This is a genomic window from Klebsiella sp. D5A, from assembly GCF_001620885.1.
Taxonomy (GTDB): Bacteria; Pseudomonadota; Gammaproteobacteria; order Enterobacterales; family Enterobacteriaceae; genus Klebsiella; species Klebsiella variicola.
In genome coordinates this window covers 1-19,922 of sequence record NZ_LOAR01000015.1, presented here as the reverse complement: position 1 = coordinate 19,922, position 19,922 = coordinate 1, and the positions used below count along the sequence as shown (strand labels likewise).

General features: G+C 55.3%; 19 protein-coding genes and 1 pseudogene. 12 read left to right on the top strand and 8 right to left on the bottom strand.

What is annotated here, in order from left to right; genetic code table 11:
• Positions 1-3 precede the first annotated feature (3 nt).
• Positions 4-792: a substrate-binding periplasmic protein gene (locus AS136_RS20285; RefSeq protein ID WP_016160850.1), complete on the bottom strand. Its 789-nt coding sequence runs from the start codon at positions 790-792 to the stop codon at positions 4-6.
• A 95-nt stretch (positions 793-887) separates the two neighbouring features.
• Between AS136_RS20285 and AS136_RS20280 the strand changes: the two genes are divergently transcribed.
• Positions 888-1,775, top strand: a complete 888-nt coding sequence (locus AS136_RS20280; protein WP_016160851.1) for a LysR family transcriptional regulator — start codon at positions 888-890, stop codon at positions 1,773-1,775.
• Between the two features lie 171 nt (positions 1,776-1,946).
• Complete coding sequence (locus tag AS136_RS20275) at positions 1,947-2,891, top strand: LysR family transcriptional regulator (RefSeq protein WP_032730156.1); 945 nt, start codon at positions 1,947-1,949, stop codon at positions 2,889-2,891.
• Here the strand turns inward: AS136_RS20275 and AS136_RS20270 are convergent.
• Complete coding sequence (locus AS136_RS20270; RefSeq protein WP_023297462.1) at positions 2,888-3,955, bottom strand: ABC transporter substrate-binding protein; 1,068 nt, start codon at positions 3,953-3,955, stop codon at positions 2,888-2,890. The genes AS136_RS20275 and AS136_RS20270 overlap by 4 nt on opposite strands.
• 222 nt (positions 3,956-4,177) lie before the next feature.
• Here AS136_RS20270 and AS136_RS20265 point away from each other — a divergent pair, with 222 nt between their 5' ends.
• From AS136_RS20265 to AS136_RS20255, 3 genes are read left to right on the top strand one after another with little or no spacing between them, the layout of a single operon-like run.
• The gene (locus AS136_RS20265) at positions 4,178-5,746 is read left to right on the top strand and encodes an ABC transporter permease (RefSeq protein WP_063266940.1); all 1,569 of its coding nucleotides are present in this window, start codon (positions 4,178-4,180) and stop codon (positions 5,744-5,746) included.
• Positions 5,743-6,486, top strand: coding sequence for an ABC transporter ATP-binding protein (locus tag AS136_RS20260; RefSeq protein ID WP_008805217.1), 744 nt, complete (start codon positions 5,743-5,745; stop codon positions 6,484-6,486). The genes AS136_RS20265 and AS136_RS20260 overlap by 4 nt, the downstream gene beginning before the upstream one ends.
• Before the next feature lie 23 nt (positions 6,487-6,509).
• A complete protein-coding gene (locus tag AS136_RS20255; protein WP_063266939.1) occupies positions 6,510-8,297 on the top strand; it encodes an aryl-sulfate sulfotransferase in 1,788 nt (595 codons plus the stop codon).
• A 152-nt stretch (positions 8,298-8,449) separates the two neighbouring features.
• Here the strand turns inward: AS136_RS20255 and AS136_RS20250 are convergent, their stop codons facing one another.
• Both AS136_RS20250 and AS136_RS20245 read right to left on the bottom strand, forming a co-directional pair.
• On the bottom strand, positions 8,450-8,836 hold the full coding sequence (locus tag AS136_RS20250) for a VOC family protein (protein ID WP_012968423.1): 387 nt from the start codon (positions 8,834-8,836) through the stop codon (positions 8,450-8,452).
• A gap of 331 nt (positions 8,837-9,167) precedes the next feature.
• Positions 9,168-10,052, bottom strand: coding sequence for a LysR family transcriptional regulator (locus AS136_RS20245; RefSeq protein ID WP_008805214.1), 885 nt, complete (start codon positions 10,050-10,052; stop codon positions 9,168-9,170).
• Positions 10,053-10,224: 172 nt separating this feature from the next.
• On the opposite strand from AS136_RS20245, the gene AS136_RS20240 reads away from it, so the two are divergent.
• The 3 genes from AS136_RS20240 to AS136_RS20230 all read left to right on the top strand — a co-directional run bounded on the left by AS136_RS20240 (position 10,225) and on the right by AS136_RS20230 (position 13,577).
• Positions 10,225-11,361: an alpha/beta hydrolase gene (locus AS136_RS20240; protein ID WP_032739698.1), complete on the top strand. Its 1,137-nt coding sequence runs from the start codon at positions 10,225-10,227 to the stop codon at positions 11,359-11,361.
• A gap of 65 nt (positions 11,362-11,426) precedes the next feature.
• Positions 11,427-12,629, top strand: a complete 1,203-nt coding sequence (locus tag AS136_RS20235; protein ID WP_023297466.1) for an MFS transporter — start codon at positions 11,427-11,429, stop codon at positions 12,627-12,629.
• Between the two features lie 78 nt (positions 12,630-12,707).
• Positions 12,708-13,577 (top strand): aldo/keto reductase, encoded by an 870-nt coding sequence (locus tag AS136_RS20230; protein WP_063266938.1) that lies wholly within the window; start codon positions 12,708-12,710, stop codon positions 13,575-13,577.
• 24 nt (positions 13,578-13,601) lie between these two features.
• Here the strand turns inward: AS136_RS20230 and AS136_RS27195 are convergent, their stop codons facing one another.
• On the bottom strand, positions 13,602-13,739 hold the full coding sequence (locus AS136_RS27195) for a glycosyl hydrolase family 2 (protein ID WP_072025776.1): 138 nt from the start codon (positions 13,737-13,739) through the stop codon (positions 13,602-13,604).
• 50 nt (positions 13,740-13,789) lie between these two features.
• Here AS136_RS27195 and AS136_RS20225 point away from each other — a divergent pair.
• Positions 13,790-14,053 (top strand): annotated as a pseudogene (locus tag AS136_RS20225) (ATP-binding protein); the annotation flags it as partial.
• Positions 14,054-14,123: 70 nt separating this feature from the next.
• Here the strand turns inward: AS136_RS20225 and ymcF are convergent.
• Both ymcF and AS136_RS20220 read right to left on the bottom strand, forming a co-directional pair.
• On the bottom strand, positions 14,124-14,312 hold the full coding sequence (ymcF, locus tag AS136_RS27190) for a cold shock small protein YmcF (RefSeq protein WP_072025777.1): 189 nt from the start codon (positions 14,310-14,312) through the stop codon (positions 14,124-14,126).
• A 302-nt stretch (positions 14,313-14,614) separates the two neighbouring features.
• Positions 14,615-15,529, bottom strand: a complete 915-nt coding sequence (locus AS136_RS20220; protein ID WP_032732863.1) for a LysR family transcriptional regulator — start codon at positions 15,527-15,529, stop codon at positions 14,615-14,617.
• Positions 15,530-15,637: 108 nt separating this feature from the next.
• Here AS136_RS20220 and AS136_RS20215 point away from each other — a divergent pair, with 108 nt between their 5' ends.
• Both AS136_RS20215 and AS136_RS20210 read left to right on the top strand, forming a co-directional pair.
• A complete protein-coding gene (locus AS136_RS20215; RefSeq protein ID WP_044650265.1) occupies positions 15,638-16,399 on the top strand; it encodes an SDR family NAD(P)-dependent oxidoreductase in 762 nt (253 codons plus the stop codon).
• Positions 16,400-16,615: 216 nt separating this feature from the next.
• On the top strand, positions 16,616-18,148 hold the full coding sequence (locus tag AS136_RS20210) for an HD domain-containing protein (RefSeq protein ID WP_063266937.1): 1,533 nt from the start codon (positions 16,616-16,618) through the stop codon (positions 18,146-18,148).
• Between the two features lie 198 nt (positions 18,149-18,346).
• Here the strand turns inward: AS136_RS20210 and AS136_RS20205 are convergent, their stop codons facing one another.
• Positions 18,347-18,913, bottom strand: a complete 567-nt coding sequence (locus AS136_RS20205) for a DJ-1/PfpI family protein (RefSeq protein ID WP_008805196.1) — start codon at positions 18,911-18,913, stop codon at positions 18,347-18,349.
• Between the two features lie 630 nt (positions 18,914-19,543).
• Between AS136_RS20205 and tssB the strand changes: the two genes are divergently transcribed.
• Positions 19,544-19,922: type VI secretion system contractile sheath small subunit (gene tssB / locus AS136_RS20200; protein ID WP_057193402.1), on the top strand; the 379-nt coding region annotated here is incomplete at its 3' end.

Here is a 19,922-nt window from a genome sequence, read left to right as displayed (position 1 = left end):
GAGTTATTTCGCTGGGTGAGTATATTTCTGCCATATTTTTTTCAGCGTGCCGTCTTTATCCAGCTGTTCGAGCCGTCCATTCAGCCACGCCTGTAATTCCGGTCGTTCTTTACGCAGGCCCATATTGGTTGCCTGTTCTTTGACCGGCTGTGGAATAATCATCGTGCCCTGATGACGCTTTTGAATATATTGCGCCATCTGGATATCGTTAGTGACGATGGCATCCGCGCGGCCGCTCTCCATCTGGAGCTGCATGTTGTCGCTATCGGGAACGATAATCCACTGGGCTTTGTCCAGTTGAGGCTGCAGCAGCGTGACGGCTGCCGAGCCATCAATCGCGCTGAGCCTGGTCTGCGAAGTGTTGATGGTGTCCCAGCGCTGATATTTCTGCGTCTCTTTTTCCAGAGTCAGGACGCCCATCTGGTGCGAGCCCATAGGGCGGGTAAAGTCGACGGCTTTGGCCCTTTCTGGCGTATTATTAAAACCACCTAAAATATCGAAGCGGTTGGACTGTAAACCCGCGACGGCGGTGCCCCATTGCGTATCAACGTATTCAATCTTGATATCGGTGTTTTTAAATATCGCCTGCACAACATCCGGAACCAGCCCGGTCCACTGGTTGGTCAGCAGATCTTTCTGATACCACGGCGGTGCGTTGACCGCACCGACGCGGATCACATGGTCTGGCAGAATCGTATTGATTTCTTCCCCGGCCTGAGCAGGAGACTGGGCTAAGAACATCCCCGGTATAAGCAACAATATCGACATGAAGCGTGACGTGAAAAATTTCATTTTATGCCCTCTGGTGAATATAATTATGGATTCTATAACCCTGAGTGCATATTTTTTAAATGCATAATCAGCATATCGTTATCAGGAAAATGGCAATGACACCCAAGCAACTCGAGGTCTTTATCAGTATCGTTCAGCTAGGTTCAGTGACAGCAGCAGCGGCGCAGCTGGCCATGTCGCAGCCTTCGGTGAGTAAAAGCCTGGCGCTTATCGAGCAGCAGATGGGGTTCAGCCTGTTTGAGCGCTATCAAGGGAAGATGCAGCCAACCGCGGAAGCCAGAGCGCTGTATAAAGAGGCGCTGCGCGTGCATCAGGACCGGCTTCGTTTTGAGCGTTTTGTTGATCACATCCGCCAGTATCGCGTTGGTCAGTTGCGGGTCTGTGCCACGCCTGCGCTGGCGCTGAATATATTGCCGCTGGCGGTGGCGCGTTTTCGGCAGAGCTTTCCGGATTATGGTGTGGTGGCGGATATGTGTCTCAACAATGAAATTGAGACGGCGGTTGAAGAAGGGCGTTACGATCTCGGTTTTCTGGTGAAACCCGGCTACGAACCAGAGGAGAACCCGTTGGCCATCTGCCGGGGCGAAATGGTGTGTGTGCTGCCCGAGCAGCATCCGCTGGCGCAGCAGACGGAAATCCATTGGCAGGATATCCCGACGCGCGACCTGGTGTATATCACGACCGACGCGCGGCTGGTTGCCATGATTGCCGAAGAGGTGCCGGCGTTCCGCCAGCGCCAGGTGGCGGCGGTAGAAACCAACCGCTACAGCATGGCGATTAATCTTGTCAGACACGGCAACAACAGTATGACTATTGTTGACAGTTTTTCTCTACAGGGCGTCGACACCAGCGGTCTGGCGGTGCGGCCGTTCCGTCATGCATTGCCGGTTTCTGTCGTCGCGGTGACGGATGGACATAGCACCCTGTCTCAGCCGGGCGAAGTGTTTGCGAAAGTGATGACGGAATTAATGGCTGAAACGTGAGATCAGCGTGAGGCTCTGTGGCTGGCCGCTCATGCAGATTCATCACTATTCTGCAACGCGAACTTTCACCCCAGTCACGGTGCGCTAACCCACCGGGAGTGGTGTCTGTGGTTTACCGCCAGGCCGCCTTCCAGTACTTTTGTTGAATAGTAGAGGGAAGGGAGCGGATCGATGCATCTGGATTTTCGCCAGTTACGCAATTTTGTAGCGCTAGTGGAGTACGGCAGTTTTAATCGTGCGGCGGAGGCGGTTTGCCTGTCGCAATCGGCGTTTAGCCGCAGCATTCAGGCGCTGGAGCAGAGTGTCGGTCATCCTTTATTCGACCGCCAGAGCAAGCTACCGACGCTCACGCTGCATGGGCAAAAGCTGCTGCCTTATGCGCGCCGTTTTCAGGAACTCAATATTGAGCTTAGTAGCCAGCTGCGTGAGGCGGACGATGCGCAAAATGGCGAGGTCGCTTTTGGCTGCGGCCCGGCTCCCGGCGCGAGGCTGATTCCGGCGGCCATCGGAGAGTTTCATCGTCTTTTGCCGCAGGCGAGGGTGCGTTTTCACATTGATAACTGGCTTGCTCTGCATCAGGCGCTTACCTCCCAGCACTATCCTTTTGTGGTCGCCGATAGCTGGCAGGCCGAGCTTGACCCGCAGTTACGCGTGCAGCCGCTTAGCCCACAACGCTGTTTCTTTGTCTGCCATGCCGAACATCCGCTGGCAAAACAGGGGACGATCTCGATTCAGGAGATGTTGCGCTACCCTTTTGCCGCCCCCTATTTGCCGCCGGGGGTACGCAAGGTACTGGCGACCCTCAGCCAGCAACAGGACTTTACGCCCGCGATCCAGTGCGACCATATTTACGCGCTGCTTTCCACTCTGGCGCAAACCCACGCGATAAGCTTCGCCAGCGAGGACGGCTTCGCGTTGTGCCAGCACAGCCATCGGCTGGTGAAACTGGAACTTAGCGATCTGCCAGATGAGTGGCGGCTAATGCAGACCCGGTTTGCCATTATCTCCCCGGTTCACGCGATTCAGCCGCCGCTGGTTGAGAGGCTGATTGAGATTATCCTCCATACCGACCGTCAGCATCAGCTTCAACTGCTGGCGCATGAGGAGAGGGATTAACCGGCGTTTTTCGCCTCACCTTTGGCATCGTACGGTGGCCAGCGGTTTTCCAGTTGCTGCGTTTTCAGCGCCTGCTCGACAAACTGGCCGTCCACCCACTGCTTAACGTCAAAAGCGCTGCGGATCAGACGACCCGATTTAGCCTGCTCGACGCTACTGCTGAAGCTGCCGGTCAGGAACGGGTCAATACGCGGTGAGGTGGTAAAGTTCAGATCCTGTGGCTGCAGCGCTTCCAGAAATAACGCCTTGGGGATCTGGCTTTGCTGCGCCATCTCGGCAGACCAGGCGTCTCGATTCGCCGGATCGCTGATTTCAGCGGCATTCTTCACCAGCACATTAACGATCTGCTGAGTCGCCTGCGGCCAGGTCTCGATAAACGTCTGCGTGCCGAGGAACCCCGCCTGAGTGGTGTTCTGGCGGCCTGAATCGCCGCTTTTAACCACCACATCAATTTTGTCGCCGCGTAGCGCCAGCAGGGAGACGCCTCCCCATACCGCATCGACGCGACCGGCCGCCAGCGCCGCTTTACCCGCGTTCCAGTCAAGGTTGATGACCTGCAAACTGCGCTCATTGAGGCCGGCGGTTTGCAGCGCCCGGTCAAAGGCCAGCTGGTCCGCCGTACCGCGATAGACCGCCACCCGTTTGCCTTTCAGGTCGGCCAGCGTTTTAATACCCGAGGCTTTGGTTACCGCGAGCCAGGATTCCGAGCCGCGGCTGCCCAGAAGCAGGCGTGTCGGCAGACCATTGGCCTTACCGATAATCGCCGCCAGATCGCCGAGGTAAACAAAATCAAGCTGTCGGTTGGCTAACGCTTCATTCACCGCCGGGCCTGCCCCCTTGAAAAACTGCCACTGCACTTCCACACCCTGCGGTTTAAACACCTCTTCCAGCTGATGGCGGATAAACGCCATGCCGACCGGCCCCTCAATAAAAGGTTGACTGCCGGCGCTCTGATCCGGCACGCCGATGCGAATGGTTCGTAGCGTCTCGGCCTGGGCGTTTGCCGCCAGACCGATGACCGCGACCAATGCCAGCAAGGTGCGGCTAAAAAATGCTTTCATCATAACGTATTGCTCCCTTGAGTTTTTTCTCACCCTAAAGAGCCGGCGGGCCGTGTGTTAAATGCTTTTATTCGCCAAGCATGGGTGAAAAAAAGCTAAATCAGACGCCGCGTGCCCGCCAGGCTGAAATGCATTCGATGCATCGGGATTATTCGCCTTACGCAATAGCGGGGCAGCGTGAGTCACGTTTTCATAGCGGCATCACTTTCCGATGAGTGGACCGATATGTCGCAGATGATCTTAAGAACCGATGCCCCTGGCAGGCCGGGTTTCCGGCTTAACGGCTGGCCGTGGCTGCTGCCAGCGCTACTGCTGTTGCTGTGGTACATCGCCGCCCGCGAGGGATGGATGCCCGCGCAAATTTTGCCCGCCCCGTCGGTGGTTGCCGATACCGCGTTGTCGCTGCTGAGCGGCGATCTGCTGGCGCAGTGGGGATTTAGTCTCCAGCATCTGGCGCTTGGCCTGCTGCTGGGCGCCATCGCCGGCACGCTGCTCGGGGCGCTGTTTGGCCTGGTGCCAGCGGCCGCGCAGCGGGTGGAACCGCTGTTCTACGCGCTGGCGCAAATTCCGACGCTCGGTTGGATCCCGCTATTGATGGTGCTGTTCGGGATTGATAACGGCCTCAAGCTGGCGGTTATCGTGAAAACCACTGTGGTGCCGATGACCATCAACACTCAGCAGGCGGTAGCCAGCGTGCCGCAGACCCTGAGCGAAGCCGGCAGGGTGATGAACTTCTCCTGCTGGCAGCGGCTGCGCTGGCTGGTGATCCCGGCAAGCCTGCCGGGCTGGTTTACCGGTCTGCGTCTGGCGCTTTCGCAGGCCTGGGTATCGCTTATCGTTGTCGAGCTGTTGGCTTCTTCCGAAGGTATTGGCTACCTGATGGTCTGGGGCCGCCAGCTGTTTCAGCTGGATATTGTCTTTGTCACCATCGCGGTGGTTGGCCTGAGCGGCATGCTGATGGAGTGGGCGGCGAATCGGGCCTGTTCCCGACTGGTGTTCTGGCCGCAACCAGCCGCCGGACGCCTGGCGTGGAAACCGCAGGCCAGCTGGCGGGCGTTACCGCTGCCGATAGTCCTGCTGGCGCTGTGGCAGCTGGCCAGCCAGTGGGGCTGGATTGATAGCGGATTATTCTCTTCGCCGCTGGCGGTGGCGGCACGTTTTGTTCAGGGGATCCTGAGCGGAGAGCTGAGCGCCGCGATGCTGGCCAGTCTGGGGAGAGCGGTTGTCGGCGGCGCGCTGGGGATTGCCGGCGGTTTGCTCTGCGGACTGCTGCTGGCGCTGCGCCCACGCGCCGGACGAATTTTTACCCCCACGCTTAACGTGCTGCGCCATATTGCTCTGTTTGCCTGGCTGCCGCTGCTGACGGCATGGGTGGGTAACGATAACGGCGGCAAAATCGTCTTTATCGCGCTGGCGTCGTTCTTTCCTATGTTCTTCAGCACTCTGCAGGCGGTGCTTCAGCGAAACCCGCAACTCGATGAAGTCGCCAGGGTGCTGCGGCTGGGCGAATTCGCGCGCCTGCGCCGGGTCATTCTTCCCGGTGCCGCGCCGGGGATCTTTGCCGGTCTGCGGCTGGCGCTGATTTACGCCTGGCTTGGCAATATCGGCGCGGAATATTTCATGTCCTCCGGCGTCGGGATCGGCAGCCTGATGATCAATGCCCAGCAGCTGCTGGATATGCCCACTATTCTCTGCGGCATGGTGCTGGTCGGTATCACCGGCGCGGCGCTGGATAAAGCCGGACGTTTACTGGAAATGCGCGCCACCCGCTGGCGTCAACAGGAGCAGTTATGACCTCTTCAACTCTGGTCTCTTTTCGCCACGTGCGTAAATCCTGGCAACAGGTGACGGCGCTACAGAATTTCAACCTGGATATCGCCGCCGGTGAACTGGTCGCGCTGGTGGGCAGCAGCGGCTGCGGTAAATCGACGCTGCTACGGATGCTGGTGGGCCTTGAGTCTGCCACCCAGGGGGATATTTGTATTAACGGCGAGCCGGTCACCGGCGTGGGCAAAGAGCGCGGCATTGTGTTTCAGGAGCCGCGCCTGTTCCCGTGGCTTAACGTGCTCGACAACGTGATGCTCGGCCTGGCGGATGAAAAGCTCACCCGGGCGACGAAGCGCCAGCGGGCACTGGAGATGCTGGCGCGCGTGCAGCTCAGCGAGTTCGCCAGCGCGCTGCCCGCGCAGCTTTCCGGCGGCATGGCCCAGCGGGTGGCTATTGCCCGCGGTCTGGTGGCCCGCCCGCAGATCCTGATGCTCGATGAGCCTTTCGGCGCGCTGGATGCCCTGACGCGTCACACCCTGCAGCAGGAACTTTTACAGATCCACCAAAGCGCGGGAACCACCACGTTACTGGTGACGCACGATGTTGAAGAGGCCGTCGCCCTGGCCGATCGCGTCGTCGTGCTCTCCCCGCGTCCGGGGCGGATACGAGAAATCGTGAACCTGGCGCTGCCTCATCCGCGCCAGCGTGATGATGACTCGTTTACCGCCGCCTGCCGCCACATTCGCAACCTGATTACTTCTGTCTGATTTTATTATTTAAGGAGCAACATATGGGACATCCTTCCGTTTACCCGACCAGCGCCACACTTTATGATCCGCAGCGCGCCTGGAGCGGCTACACCCTTTTCCAGGCCACCGAACACGGCGCGGTACTGGTGGATATGAATGGTCACGTGGTGCGGGAATGGCCTGAACTGCATGGGTTTCCCAACAAAATTCTGCCCGGCGGCGCCATCCTTGGCCACAGCGGCGAGCGCGACCCGCGCTATGGCATGCAGGATATGCTCGATCTGATCCAGGTGGACTGGGAGGGCAACGTGACCTGGAAATTCGACCGCTACGAACAGGTCAGTGACCCCGGCAATCAAACGCGCTGGATGGCGCGCGCTCATCACGACTATCAGCGAGCGGGTAACCCCGTCGGCTACTACGCGCCGGGGCTGGAGCCGCAGGTCGATGGCGGCAATACCCTGATCCTCGCCCACACCAATCTGGTGAATGAAGCGATCTCCGACAAGCTGCTGCTGGACGACACCATTATTGAAGTCGACTGGCAGGGCAATGTGGTCTGGGAGTGGCGCTGCAGCGACCATTTTCATGAGCTGGGCTTCGACGATGCGGCGCGCACCGCGCTGTACAATAACCCGAATATGCGCGCCAGCGGCGGCGGAATGGGCGACTGGATGCATATCAACTCGATGTCGGCGCTGGGGCCGAATAAATGGTATGACGCCGGCGATGCGCGCTTCCATCCCGACAACATTATCTGGGACGCCCGCGAATCCAATATTATCGCCATTATCGATAAGCAGAGCGGCAAAATTGTCTGGCAGCTCGGCCCGGACTACAGCAAACCGGAGCTGAAGCACATCGGCTGGATCATCGGCCAGCATCATGCGCATATGATCCCGCAGGGGCTGCCGGGGGCGGGCAATATCCTGATTTTCGACAACGGCGGTTGGGCCGGATACGGTGCGCCTAACCCGGCATCGGCGGATGGGGTGAAAAACGCCTGGCGCGATTATTCTCGGATCCTTGAGATCAACCCGCTGACCCTCGATATTGAGTGGCGCTACTCGCCTTATGAAGCGGACCTGCCGCAACCGACTGATTCATACCGCTTCTACAGTCCGTATATCAGCAATATGCAGCGCCTGGAAAATGGCAATACGTTGATTAACGAAGGTTCGAACGGCCGTATTTTTGAAGTGACCCGCGATCACGACATTGTCTGGGAATATATTTCGCCGTTCTGGGGCAAGACGCTGAATAATAATATGGTTTACCGCGCCTACCGCATTCCTTACGCGTGGATCCCGCAGCTTGCGCAACCGCAGGAGACGCCGATTGCGGCAGTTGATGTCCGCACTCTGCGTCAGCCGGGCGCGGCGGCGGCGGGCCCGGCGCAGAGCGTGGTGCGCGTGGCGGGCGTACAGCCGTACAGTAAAAGCGCCGATGCGCTGTGCGTCGCAACCGATAACGATACTCTGCGCCGCAGTCCGAAGCTGTTCCGCGTTGCGGAAAGCGCATTCCGGCCGATAAGCGCGGCGAGTGAACTGGAGGGTGAACGACCCGTGCTGCTGTTCGTTGGCGCGGAGCGCTGTGTGCACTGCCGTAAACTCTGGCAGCTACTGGCCCATGAAAAACTCAGCCAGCGGATTGCTCAGTTTGAAACGCGCTATCTGGATGCCGACCTGCATCAGGAACTGGCCAGCGACCTCGGCGTACGCGGCCTGCCGACGCTGCTGTTGATAACATCGGGGCAGCCGATATCGCGCGCACCGACGCAATACTCAGTGGCAAGTCTGCTCAACTGGTTGAACAGTGTCAGTCTGTGATGCTGCCCGGGTAAGAGGATAACTGTGGCGCTGCGGCTTGCAGCGCCAGTTTCTCCCTCTCTCCCTCTCTCCCTCTCTGGCTACAGCAGAAAGCGCACTTTTCTGGCAGTATAGCCGACTGATACCAGGTCCAACCCTCTGAAAGCGAAGCATCAGAAGATCTCATCTGCTGGGTTTTTGTCATGATGCTCAACGTATTCGGCAATCATGCCATCCGGATGCCGAACCAGCATGTTCCAGCCGGTGGGCACGGCCTTCACCGGATTGATAATCGTTGCTCCGGTGGAAGGCAGATGTTTCTCCCAGGCGGTAATGTCGTTGACCAGGAAAGTGGCCTCGGTGGCGCGAAAAGGCGCCAGGCTTTGCTCGGTTCCGCCGATTAAAAGCACTGAACCCACCTGCGCCAGTTTGAGATCGTATTCGGGATAGTCGAAACGCAACCTTGCCTTCTGCGCGATAAGGTTTTCATAAAACGAAACGGTCTCTTCAAAGCGGGTAATCAGCACGCATCGACGGACCAGGATATTGAGGACTTTCATTACGCCTCCTTCGCCATTGACTGAGAGTTAGCGTAGCAGCCCTGAGGTGGAAAGGAATGCTTAAGCGTTTTGGAGGTATTTCAACAACAGGCGTGGGTAGGCGAAGAAAAAGGGTTTGCGTAGCAGGGAAATATGCGTTTTTTTAACTCGTTACGAAGCGGTGCTGTATTATAACTTTATGATCACATAGGTAAGTCGCAAAATTGATACTGATATCAGATCATTTCCGCCTCGCCTAACAATTTGCATGGTTCGGAATTAAGCGAAAGCTCTGAGTTCAGACCCCTCCACCAACCGCTACCGGTGGTCTGCTGCCTGCAGGCAACCTCAGCTACATTCGCAATGTATCAATGACCGCTCTCAGCGCGGGCGACACATTGCGGTGCGGGTAATAGAGAAATGAACCTTCCAGACGCTGGCTATAACGCTGGAGCACCCGGATAAGTGTGCCCTGGGCTAGATCGTCGGTAATCAGCTCTTCCGGGACATAGGCCAGCCCCAGACCGAGCCTCGCCGCTTTGGCCTCCATATAGCTATCGGCGAAAGCCCACTGTCCCTGAGGCGGGTGGGTGATTTTTTTGCCATCCACATTAAGTTCCCAGGCGTAAAGGCTGCCGTCGCCGAACTGATAAGCGATGCAGGGGTGGGCGACTAAATCGGCGGGCGTTTGTGGAAAGCCGTAGCGGCGAAAATGTTCCGGGGTACCGACAACAGCCATCTCCATATCGGGCGAAATGCGTACCGCAATCATACCACTCCCGACTTCCGGGCCCAGACGCACGCCCGCATCGAATCGCTCCGCAATAATATCGACAAACCGGCTTTCGCTGATCAGTTCCAGTCTGATATCGGGATAGCGGTGTTTAAATACTGCCAGCTTCGGCAGCAGGACTTTATCAATGGCATGCTGGCTGGCATTGATGCGTACCGTACCGGAGGGCGTTTGACGATAGTGGGCCAGCGTGGCGAGTCCCATATCTAAGGCGTCGAAACCGGATTCGACATTGTGATAGAGCTGCTCACCCGCCTGAGTGAGCGACAACCGGCGGGTGGTGCGCACCAGAAGCTGAACGCCCAGCCGCTCTTCGAGTTCGCGAACCGCACGGCTTACCCCGGACTGCGCCAGGCCAAGTCGTTGCGCTGCGGCGGTAAAACTGCCTTCCCGCACCACCTGCATAAACAGATAAAGGTCATTATAGTTTTCCCGTTTCGCCATTCTCCTGCCTCGTCATCCACATGCTATTTAGAACAATATGGTATTAATTTTAGCATTTTTTACCTACTAATCAGAACCATTACTGCTGGCTACACTAAGCGCACGACAATAAAGCAAAGCTGCATTGTCTACTGGAGACTTGCATTGATCACGTTTATTTAGGGGAATTTTGATGACGGTTTTCACCAAAAAACTGACAGCCGCGATACCCGCCATGCTGCTTTGCGCCTCATTAACTGGAGTGACAACGATGAGCTATGCTGAGACAATTAACCCGAATGCGCCTGTTTCACTGATTGAAAAATGGGATAAAACGTTTGCTGAGAGTGTGAAAGTGGATCACCGTAAGGTGACCTTCCAGAACCGCTACGGGATAACCTTAGTTGGCGATCTCTACCTGCCGAAGGATCGCGGTGAACGCAAACTGGCAGCTATTGCCGTGAGCGGTCCCTTCGGCGCGGTAAAAGAGCAGTCCAGCGGCCTGTATGCCCAGACGCTGGCCGAACAGGGGTTTGTCACCCTGGCGTTTGACCCATCCTATACGGGCGAAAGCGGTGGCTACCCACGCAACGTGGCCTCACCGGATATCAATACCGAGGATTTCAGTGCCGCGGTGGACTTTCTGGGCCTGCAAAAAGAGGTGGATCGCAACCGTATCGGTTTGCTCGGCATTTGCGGCTGGGGCGGTATGGCCCTAAACGACGCGGCGATGGACACCCGCGTCAAAGCGGTGGCGACCAGCGTCATGTATGACATGAGCCGCGCGATGGGGCATGGGGTAGGCGATGGCAAAGACCGCTACACGACAGCCGACCGCCGAGCGGTACTGCAGTACTTGAACGCGCAGCGCTGGAAGGATGCGGCAAACGGCACTTCCGCCCCCGGTGGGCATGACATATATGTTGATGATAAAGGCAACGTCAGCGCTGCCGATCGTATTTTGCCGGAAACCTTGCCCGCCAACCCCAATCCGGTCCTGAAAGAGTTCTTCGATTATTACCGTATGCCGCGAGGTTTCCATGCGCGTTCGGTTAATTCAACCGGGGCTTGGAATGCGACGATGCCGCTGTCGTTTATGAATATGCCGCTGCTGAGTTACGCCAGCGAAGTGACTATTCCGACGCTTATTGTGACCGGCGAACAAGCCCATTCACGCTATTTTGCCGAAGATGCCTTTAAGGCGATCGGCAGTAAAGAGAAAGCGCTGGTGATTGTCCCTGGCGCAAACCACGTCGATCTCTATGACAACGTCGCGGGCAAAATTCCCTTTGCTACATTCACTCAATTTTTCAAAACCAACCTGCAATAGCTCTCCTGTGCCGGAGACATCCCCAAAGCCGCCTGCAGGCGGCTTTGTTTTGTCGGAGATAAATAATGTCTGGATTACATAACACCCGCGCATACTGGAGCGGCGTCCTGGCGATGACGCTCTGCGTATTTGTGCTCATTGCCTCAGAGTTTATGCCGGTCAGTCTGTTGACACCCATCGCGGGTGATTTACACATTACCGAGGGATTAGCAGGCCAGGGGATCGCGCTTTCTGGCGCGCTGGCGGTATTGACCAGCCTGACGATTTCCCGTCTTACCGGGTCGCTGGACCGTAAATGGCTGTTGCTGGGGCTCACGGCGTTGATGGCGGCCTCAGGATTGATGATTGCCCTGGCGTCCAGTTTCCCGGTTTATATGCTGGGCAGAGCGCTCATCGGGATCGTCATCGGCGGCTTCTGGTCGATGTCGGCGGCAACGGCCATTCGGCTGGTGCCGCAACGCCAGGTCCCCCGCGCACTGGCCATCTTTAACGGCGGTAACGCGCTGGCCACCGTTGTGGCAGCGCCGCTGGGCAGCTACCTGGGGGCCACTGTCGGCTGGCGCGGTGCCTTTTTATGTCTTGTTCCGCTGGCGATGGTAGCCTTCATCTGGCAATGCGTTAGCCTGCCGTCGATGAAAAGCCAGCGCGCACCACAGCGGCAGGGAACCGTGCTGCGTCTGTTCCGCCGCTCGACGGTATCCCTTGGATTGCTGGCCTGCGGGCTGTTCTTTATGGGGCAGTTTACCTTATTTACCTATGTGCGACCGTTTCTGGAGACGGTGACCCGGGTCAGTTCTTCTGGTCTGCCCCTGATATTACTGGCGATTGGCGTCGCTGGTTTTGTCGGCACGCTGCTCATTTCGACCGTTCTGCACGCCCGGTTTTATCCGACGCTGGTGGCTATCCCTTTGATTATGGCTGCGATTGTCGGAGCGCTTTTGCTGGCCGGGCACCATACCGGTGCTGTCACCGTACTGTTAAGCCTGTGGGGCCTGCTGGCGACGGCGGCGCCCACCGGCTGGTGGACATGGATTGCGCGGACGCTGCCCGAAGATGCGGAGGCGGGCGGTGGTCTTATGGTTGCTGTGATCCAGCTATCGATTGCCCTCGGGTCAACGGCAGGCGGCCTGGTGTTTGATAGTCTGGGATGGCACAGCACGTTTGCACTGAGCGGTCTGTTATTGCTGGGCGCGGCAGGGGGGACTTTTCTGCTCTCTGTCAAAATCAGATCATCTCAGCGCACTGCGATTAATGAATTGAATGCATAAGTCAAATCAGGAATGACAGGCTAATCGTGACCGCGTTCTTGTCTTACCATGATGTTTTAACAAGAGGGGAGCTTCATCGTGGAATATTCTGTATTAAGTAACAACCTTAAAATGCCGATGCTGGGTTTTGGCGTTTTTAAGGTGACCGATAAAGCAGAGTGTAAGCAGTCAGTGCTGAACGCCATTCGTACCGGCTACCGCCTTATCGATACCGCTGCCGTCTACGATAATGAAGATGCGGTGGGTGAAGCCGTTCGCGAAGCCATCGCCGAAGGTCTGTGTACCCGTGAGGCGCTTTTTATAACCTCCAAACTGTGGGTCCAGGACATGGCCAACACCGGGATGGCGAAAGCCGGGATTGCCGCGTCCTTAAAAAAATCCGGGCTGGAATATTTCGATCTCTATCTGTTGCATCAGGCGATGGGCGATTATTTCAGCGCCTGGCGCGCGCTGGAGGAGGCTTATGAGGTCGGTACCCTGAAAGCGATTGGCGTCTCCAATTTCTACCCCCATGTGTTAGCTAACTTCTGCGAAACCGTCAGAATTAAGCCGATGGTGAACCAGGTTGAACTGCATCCTTATTTCGCGCAGCCTGCGGCGCTGGAAACCATGAAGCATTATCACGTTCAGCCTGAAGCCTGGGCGCCGTTAGGCGGCGGAAGACATCACCCGTATGAAGATGAAATGCTGCAGGGGATTGCCGATGCCCATCAAAAAACCATTGCACAGGTCATCCTGCGCTGGAACGTGCAGCGTGGCGTCACGGTGATCCCTAAATCCACCCGCCAGGAGCGTATTGAAGAGAACTTTGCCATCTGGGATTTCTCGCTCACCGCGAGCGAAATGGCGCAAATCGGCGCCCTGGATTTAGGTTACGTTGGCGAAGCGGTGAAACACTTTAACCCTGAATTTGTTCGCGGCTGTCTGGGGGTGAAAATCCACGACTGACCGCGGCACCGATTGGCTCCATCTTCATCTCCCCGCCTGCGCCGCGGCGACGGGCTCGGTATGCTGATTAGCGCCCACGCGTTTGCCGCGACGGTTGTCAATGCGGTAGTCGATCGTCACGGGCAGCTGACTGGTGACAGTTGATCCTCTGGCCGGTGACATGTCGGTTGGATGCTTCCGTCGCAGTGGCCTTTAAAGCGGCAGTCACCCGGGAAATTTTCGCTGCCAATGATCGCGTGACGCTGCGCTTTATCGATGCGGGAGAGATCTTTCCTGCCGAACGCCTGGCGCTGGCGCGTAACGATGAGCATTTTGATGTCGATCCGTTAGCGGAAGGCGGCAGAGGCTTGCGGCTTATTCTGCGTGCGGTGGACTATTTTAATGTGGAAACTGGCGCCGGGGAGAACGTGACTACCCTGATAAAAGCGTTGCCTGATACCGGCCTTCGCCATGCCACCGACGATTGCTGCGGGTGAGGGAACAGACGTTGCCCCCGGGTGAAACACCGGGGGAATTTCCCCACCCGCGTTCACCGGCTTCATCATCTTATTGCTGTGCCTGGGCAGCGGAGTGCGCGCCCAGATGATGAGGGCGGATAGCATCAAATGTCATCATCGCCGATTTGCAGAAAATGCATTTCGCACCAAAGGGATTTTTTTCCGTCACATCAAACTGGGACGTTCTGTACTGGGAGCCATGGCAGCATGGGCATCTAAAATGGATATGTTCAATCATAATGTAAACCTTGTATGGGTAATGTTCTGTTGAAAAGACAAAGGTCGTTTTCAGGAAAATTAACGCGGCTGATTTTTGTTAGTGGTAAGCCGGGTATTGCATCAGTCGGAGGGCTTTATTAACGAGCCAACAGGGATCTGACAGAGCCTGTTTACAGAAAAAGCAAAATACTAACGGGACTGCTCAAAGGAAGGTGGTATCAGGGATAACGCCTGGAGATGAGAACGCGTACTTAGATAATAACTTTTCGTCTGGTAAATCGACTTAACGATTAACGCACGAGCCGCAAATAATAGCAAATATTATTTTAGCCTTCCGGATGCCTGCTGCGCCAGGGGAGGCTTTATCAGCGCCGTCACCCAGTCGATAAATACCTGTACCCGGGCAGAGAGCTGCCGATTACTGGGATAGAGCAGGGAGAGCGGGAGCGGCGCAGGGCGAAAATCGGCCAGCACTTCCGTTAACGCGCCCGACGCCAGATCGGCCTCAAGGCGGGGCAAGGGGGCCTGATACAGGCCAAAGCCAAGCCTTGCCGCTTCGGCGCCAACGTCGGCATCGGAGGTCAGCAGCCGACAGGGCAAACTGACCTCGCTCTGGCGGCCATCCTGGGTAAAGCTCAGCGGCAAGGTTCGTTGCGTGCGCGATGAAACAAACCCGATCATCACGTGGCCCGTCAGTCCTTCAATCGTATGCGGGGTACCGTACCGGGCGAGGTAGGCCGGACTGGCGCAGGTGATTTCCTGCAGCCTGGCGAGCGGCCGGCAAATCATCTCGCTGTCGGGGAGATGGCCGCCGCGAATGACGCAGTCGACCCCTTCGCGAACCAGATCGACGTCGCGCTCGCTTTCACCGATCTGCAGCGTAATGGCAGGATAGCGGGCGAGAAACTGTGGCAGCGCGGGCAGCAGCAGGGTTCGCGCCAGATTGCCCGCCACGTCCACGCGGATAATACCGGCAATGCTCCCCCCGGCGCTGCGGTTGGCCTCCTCAAGGGCCGCCAGAATAGCCACGCAGCGCTGATAATACAGCGAGCCCTCCGCCGTCGGTCGTACGTGCCGGGTGGTGCGCTGCAGCAGCCGCGCCCCGAGACTGGCCTCCAGCGCCTTAATGGCCGCGGTCGCCACCGGCCGGGAAAAACCCAGATCCGCGGCGGCGGCGCTGAACGAACCTCGTTCGACGATGCGCACGAACAGGGTCAGGGTATCCAGTTTATCCATGGCATTGTTCCAGCTGGCAAAACAATCCTGTCGCGCCACGCGGTCTTATCGTCGGCATGCAGAAGCCTATAATCGCTCATGTTTTCAGCAGAGAGAAAAGGGGGAAACATGAACAATAGCGCAAAAATTGCCCTGGTGACAGGCGGCAGCCGCGGCCTGGGGCGCGCGACCGTTGAAGCGCTGGCTCAGCGCGGCGTGAATGTGGTATTGACCTATAACGCGCATTTTGCCGAGGCGAACGAGGTGGTTAAACGTGTTGAAGCACTGGGCGCCCGGGCGATTGCGTTGCCCTTCAGCGCCGGCGAAACCGATACCTTTGACGGATTTGTCAGCGCCTTTCAGGAGGCGCTGGCGGAGCTGGGGGCCGATCGGTTTCATTACCTGGTCAATAACGCCGGCAATGCCAGCGGCATGGGTTTTCTTAACGCCACGGAAGCTGAATTCGATGCGCTGTATCGTATCCACGTGAAGGGCGTTTTTTTCCTCAGCCAAAAACTATTGCCGCTGCTGGCCGATGGCGGACGGATAGTGAATGTCTCGTCCGGGCTAACCCGTATCGTGATGGCGAACCGGGCGCCCTATGCGATCATGAAGTCCGCGGTGGAAACCCTGACCCGCTATATGGCGTTTGAGCTGGGCAGTCGCGGAATTACGGTGAACTGCGTGGCGCCCGGCGCCATCGCCACCGATTTCAGCGGCGGGGTGGTGCGGGATAACCCGCAGGTCGCTCAGGCGGTGGCGAACATGACGGCGCTGGGGCGACCGGGGGTGCCAGAGGATATCGGGCCGATGATCGCCTCGCTGTTATCCGATGATCATCGCTGGGTGAATGCCCAGCGCATTGAGGTTTCCGGGGGAATGCGGATCTGAGCGAAGAAAACCGGGGCTGTTTTCATCCGTAGTCAATCGATATGTCAGTGGATGCCGATATAGCGCGACGCTGTGCAGAGATAAGGAAATAAAAATCTGCCGCGTTGCTCGTTAAATATTAGTGATTGACCTTATTGCCTGAATGCGCAAGATTATTGTTGAATAAACAGTCAATATGCTAAATATATTTAATGTACTTATGAAAGGATTTAAGATATGGATTTTGAAAATGAATTGACCAGTAAGATCCTTGATCCCATTCACGGCACTATTCGTTTGACGACACTCGAGATTGCCTTTATCAATCACCCCCTGTTCCAGCGCTTACGCAACATTAAACAGAACTCTTTTTTATATAAGGTCTTTCCCTCTGCGGTGCACAGTCGCTTCGAACACTCTCTTGGTGTGCTTCATTTATCAAGTGAAATACTGAATAACTTACGCCTGAATGCGATACGGTATCAAAAGAAATATAATGACGGACATGTATTTTGTTATATCGATCAGATACCAAAACATAACATCCAGGAGTTGAGACTCGCTGCGCTGATGCATGACATCGGACACGGGCCTATATCGCACCAGTTTGATAGTTTTATGCCCAATAAGCAGGAATTATCCGATGTTCTCCCCAAAGCCTTCCATTCGGTCATCAATGTATTGAGCAAGCCAGATCAGAAAGTTGAACATGAACAGCTTTCACTGTTGTTCAGCCTGATGATTTATCATGATCTGAGAACACAGGGTAAGGTCGATGACGAAATAAATATCGAAAATGTGTTAAAAATCATCGAAAAAAGATACAGTGACCAACAGATCATTGAGGAAATTAATGGAAAGGCAACAGATATCCTGCCGTTAATGACCTCGATCATCTCTTCCTGTCCTATCGATGCCGACCGGATGGATTACTTACTCAGAGATGGCTATTTCTCCGGCGTCAAGTGTGGTATCTACGATTACAATCGCTTGTTTATGTCAATTGTCCCAGTCGAGGAAAAGGGAAAATTGTACCTTGCTTACAAAGAGAGTGGGATTGATTCGATCGCTGAGTTTATTGGGGCGCGCTCCAGCCTTTTCTCGCAGGTGTATTACCATAAAACAAACCGCGCTTTTGCGACGATGTTGAGCACATTATGTGAGATTATGCAAAGCAAGGATCCACAAAATGTCATTATCTCTGACGTTACCGACCGTATCGTTGACCATAGCGATGAAAGCTTCATCGACGCGCTGAAGGAATTTTATTTGGCGTGCAGTGATGATTATTTTTTGAATGAAAAGGTTGGTGAATGGATAGATACCAGCGATACCGAAGCGGTTAATAAAAAAATACTTGATGACATTATTAACCGACACCCATGGTCTAAGGTCTATGAGGCCAAACACTCTGTGTATAAAGCTAACATTGCTGACAAGGAAAATAAGGCGTGGAAGAGTCAACTAACCGGGTTATTGACTTCTGTATTACAGCCTCATTTCAAACCACATGAATTTGCCATTGATATTGTCTCCGACTGCGCCTTTAAAGACCTGGATAAAACCGAAGTTAAGCTTTTGGTGAAAGATCTTGAGAACCGCTACGAAATAAAACCGTTAATTCAATGTGGTGATAAGTTAAATCAGTATCAAATCATCAAATATTGCATCCGGGTATTTGTTGACCGCGATATCAAAGAACGCGTAACTTCTGAAATAATCCATAAAATCAACCAAATAGTGATAAAGCAGATCGCGTTGCTGAATTGATGATATCCGCCATGGCAGCGATAACCCTTTCAGGGTCTGGTTTTTTAACCGGACCCTGAAGATAAGCGGTAAATCGTGGCGCATCCCCGCTGTCGGGATAACATAAAACAGCGCGCTTATCCGATACTAAACGCCGCGCTGAGGCATAGATTCCCGCAGAGTGGCGGGTGGCTCAACAAAAACGCCGGCTCAGTATGGTTATTCCGCCAGCAGGGCGGCGAATTTCGCCAACCACTGCGGGTGGGCCGGCCAGGCAGGGGCGGTAACCAGGTTACCGTCCACATGCGCCTGGTCGATACCAATATCCGCATAGTGCCCACCGCTCAGGCGCACTTCCGGGGCACAGGCGGGATAAGCGCTGCAAGTGCGGCCCTGGAGAATACCAGCGGCGGCCAGCAGCTGTGGGCCATGGCAGACGGCGGCGATAGGTTTACGCGCGGCGTCGAATGCCTGTACCAGTTTAATAACCTCCTCGTTCAGGCGCAGATACTCCGGCGCCCGGCCACCGGGGATCACTAGCGCGTCATAGTCCTCGGCCTTCACCGCGGCAAAATTGGCGTTCAGGGTGAAGCGGTGCCCCGGCTTTTCGCTATAAGTCTGGGCGCCGTCAAAGTCATGAATCGCGGTCATGACATAGTCGCCAGCGGCTTTATCCGGGCAGACGGCATCGACCTGGTGGCCAATCATCTGCAGTGCCTGAAAAGGGACCATCGTTTCGTAATCTTCGGCATAATCGCCGACCAGCATCAGGATCTTCTTGCTCATCATTTTTACTCATTGTGGGAGAAAGGTGTCTTAGATATAGCCTGGCGATCCGCAGAATGCGACCCCCTCAGGATGCCGAAGACGGTAGCGTGTGCATCTTGCTATCGGGGTCATGTTTTTTCTGGTAACGACAACTTTTGCCGACATCGCCGTGTGGTCAGTCACCCGGGAAAATAACCTTTTTCAGCTACTGACGGCTGTCTGTGGTGGAAGATATCGCGGGTTCCGCAGGCCTGTGTGCCAGGGCTGCTGACGGTTCAGCGTGGACGAAAACAGGAGAAGTGGCTTAAATGCGTGCCTGATCTGCTAACGATAATATCAATTATCTCATGACAATATTATTCACGGGAATTGCCGCTATCATATTCATTTAATCTATTTTTTTTATCGCCTTGATGATATGTGATGTGAATATTCATGTGTTCAATGTTAATTGAGGGTGTTGGCTTTGGACTTTATATTTGGCTGTAAGTCATTCATTGTTGTTACTATTAAAATAAACTTGTTTGCCTTGTGAATGCATTAAAGAAATATTCTTGTTAAGTTGATCGATAATCTGTTTTTGCTCTATTATCATCCGGTTTTTATCGTCAACTCTTCAATAATTATTCCTTAAGGAAAGGAACTGCTATGGCTGATACGTTCCAGAATGAAGTCCCCAGGGCGCGCATTAATCTCAAATTATCTCTTCATACCGGCGGCGCGCAGAAGAAGGTCGAACTGCCGCTGAAGCTGCTTACCATTGGCGATTTTAGTCATGGTAAGGAAAACCGGCCTTTATCGGAAAGAGAAAAAATAAACGTCAATAAAAATAACTTTAACAGCGTACTTTCGGAATTTAGCCCGGAAGTTAACCTCTCGGTGCCGAATACGCTGGCCGGTAATGGTGAAGAGGAGAATGTCAGACTGCGTTTTACCGACATCAAAGATTTTGAACCGGAGCAGGTTGCCCGGCAAATACCGCAACTCCGCGCCATGCTGGCGATGCGTAATTTATTACGCGATCTCA

Excerpts from the sequence above, each read along its gene's own strand:
- AS136_RS27195 (WP_072025776.1), bottom strand. The coding sequence starts at position 13,739 with ATGTCACCGGCCAGAGGATCAACTGTCACCAGTCAGCTGCCCGTGACG.
- AS136_RS20220 (WP_032732863.1), bottom strand. The coding sequence starts at position 15,529 with ATGGATAAACTGGATACCCTGACCCTGTTCGTGCGCATCGTCGAACGA.
- ymcF (WP_072025777.1), bottom strand. The coding sequence starts at position 14,312 with ATGATTGAACATATCCATTTTAGATGCCCATGCTGCCATGGCTCCCAG.
- AS136_RS20280 (WP_016160851.1), top strand. The coding sequence starts at position 888 with ATGACACCCAAGCAACTCGAGGTCTTTATCAGTATCGTTCAGCTAGGT.
- AS136_RS20270 (WP_023297462.1), bottom strand. The coding sequence starts at position 3,955 with ATGATGAAAGCATTTTTTAGCCGCACCTTGCTGGCATTGGTCGCGGTC.
- AS136_RS20255 (WP_063266939.1), top strand. The coding sequence starts at position 6,510 with ATGGGACATCCTTCCGTTTACCCGACCAGCGCCACACTTTATGATCCG.
- AS136_RS20260 (WP_008805217.1), top strand. The coding sequence starts at position 5,743 with ATGACCTCTTCAACTCTGGTCTCTTTTCGCCACGTGCGTAAATCCTGG.
- AS136_RS20215 (WP_044650265.1), top strand. The coding sequence starts at position 15,638 with ATGAACAATAGCGCAAAAATTGCCCTGGTGACAGGCGGCAGCCGCGGC.
- AS136_RS20235 (WP_023297466.1), top strand. The coding sequence starts at position 11,427 with ATGTCTGGATTACATAACACCCGCGCATACTGGAGCGGCGTCCTGGCG.
- AS136_RS20285 (WP_016160850.1), bottom strand. The coding sequence starts at position 792 with ATGAAATTTTTCACGTCACGCTTCATGTCGATATTGTTGCTTATACCG.
- AS136_RS20275 (WP_032730156.1), top strand. The coding sequence starts at position 1,947 with ATGCATCTGGATTTTCGCCAGTTACGCAATTTTGTAGCGCTAGTGGAG.
- AS136_RS20250 (WP_012968423.1), bottom strand. The coding sequence starts at position 8,836 with ATGAAAGTCCTCAATATCCTGGTCCGTCGATGCGTGCTGATTACCCGC.
- AS136_RS20245 (WP_008805214.1), bottom strand. The coding sequence starts at position 10,052 with ATGGCGAAACGGGAAAACTATAATGACCTTTATCTGTTTATGCAGGTG.
- AS136_RS20265 (WP_063266940.1), top strand. The coding sequence starts at position 4,178 with ATGTCGCAGATGATCTTAAGAACCGATGCCCCTGGCAGGCCGGGTTTC.
- AS136_RS20240 (WP_032739698.1), top strand. The coding sequence starts at position 10,225 with ATGACGGTTTTCACCAAAAAACTGACAGCCGCGATACCCGCCATGCTG.
- AS136_RS20205 (WP_008805196.1), bottom strand. The coding sequence starts at position 18,913 with ATGAGCAAGAAGATCCTGATGCTGGTCGGCGATTATGCCGAAGATTAC.
- AS136_RS20210 (WP_063266937.1), top strand. The coding sequence starts at position 16,616 with ATGGATTTTGAAAATGAATTGACCAGTAAGATCCTTGATCCCATTCAC.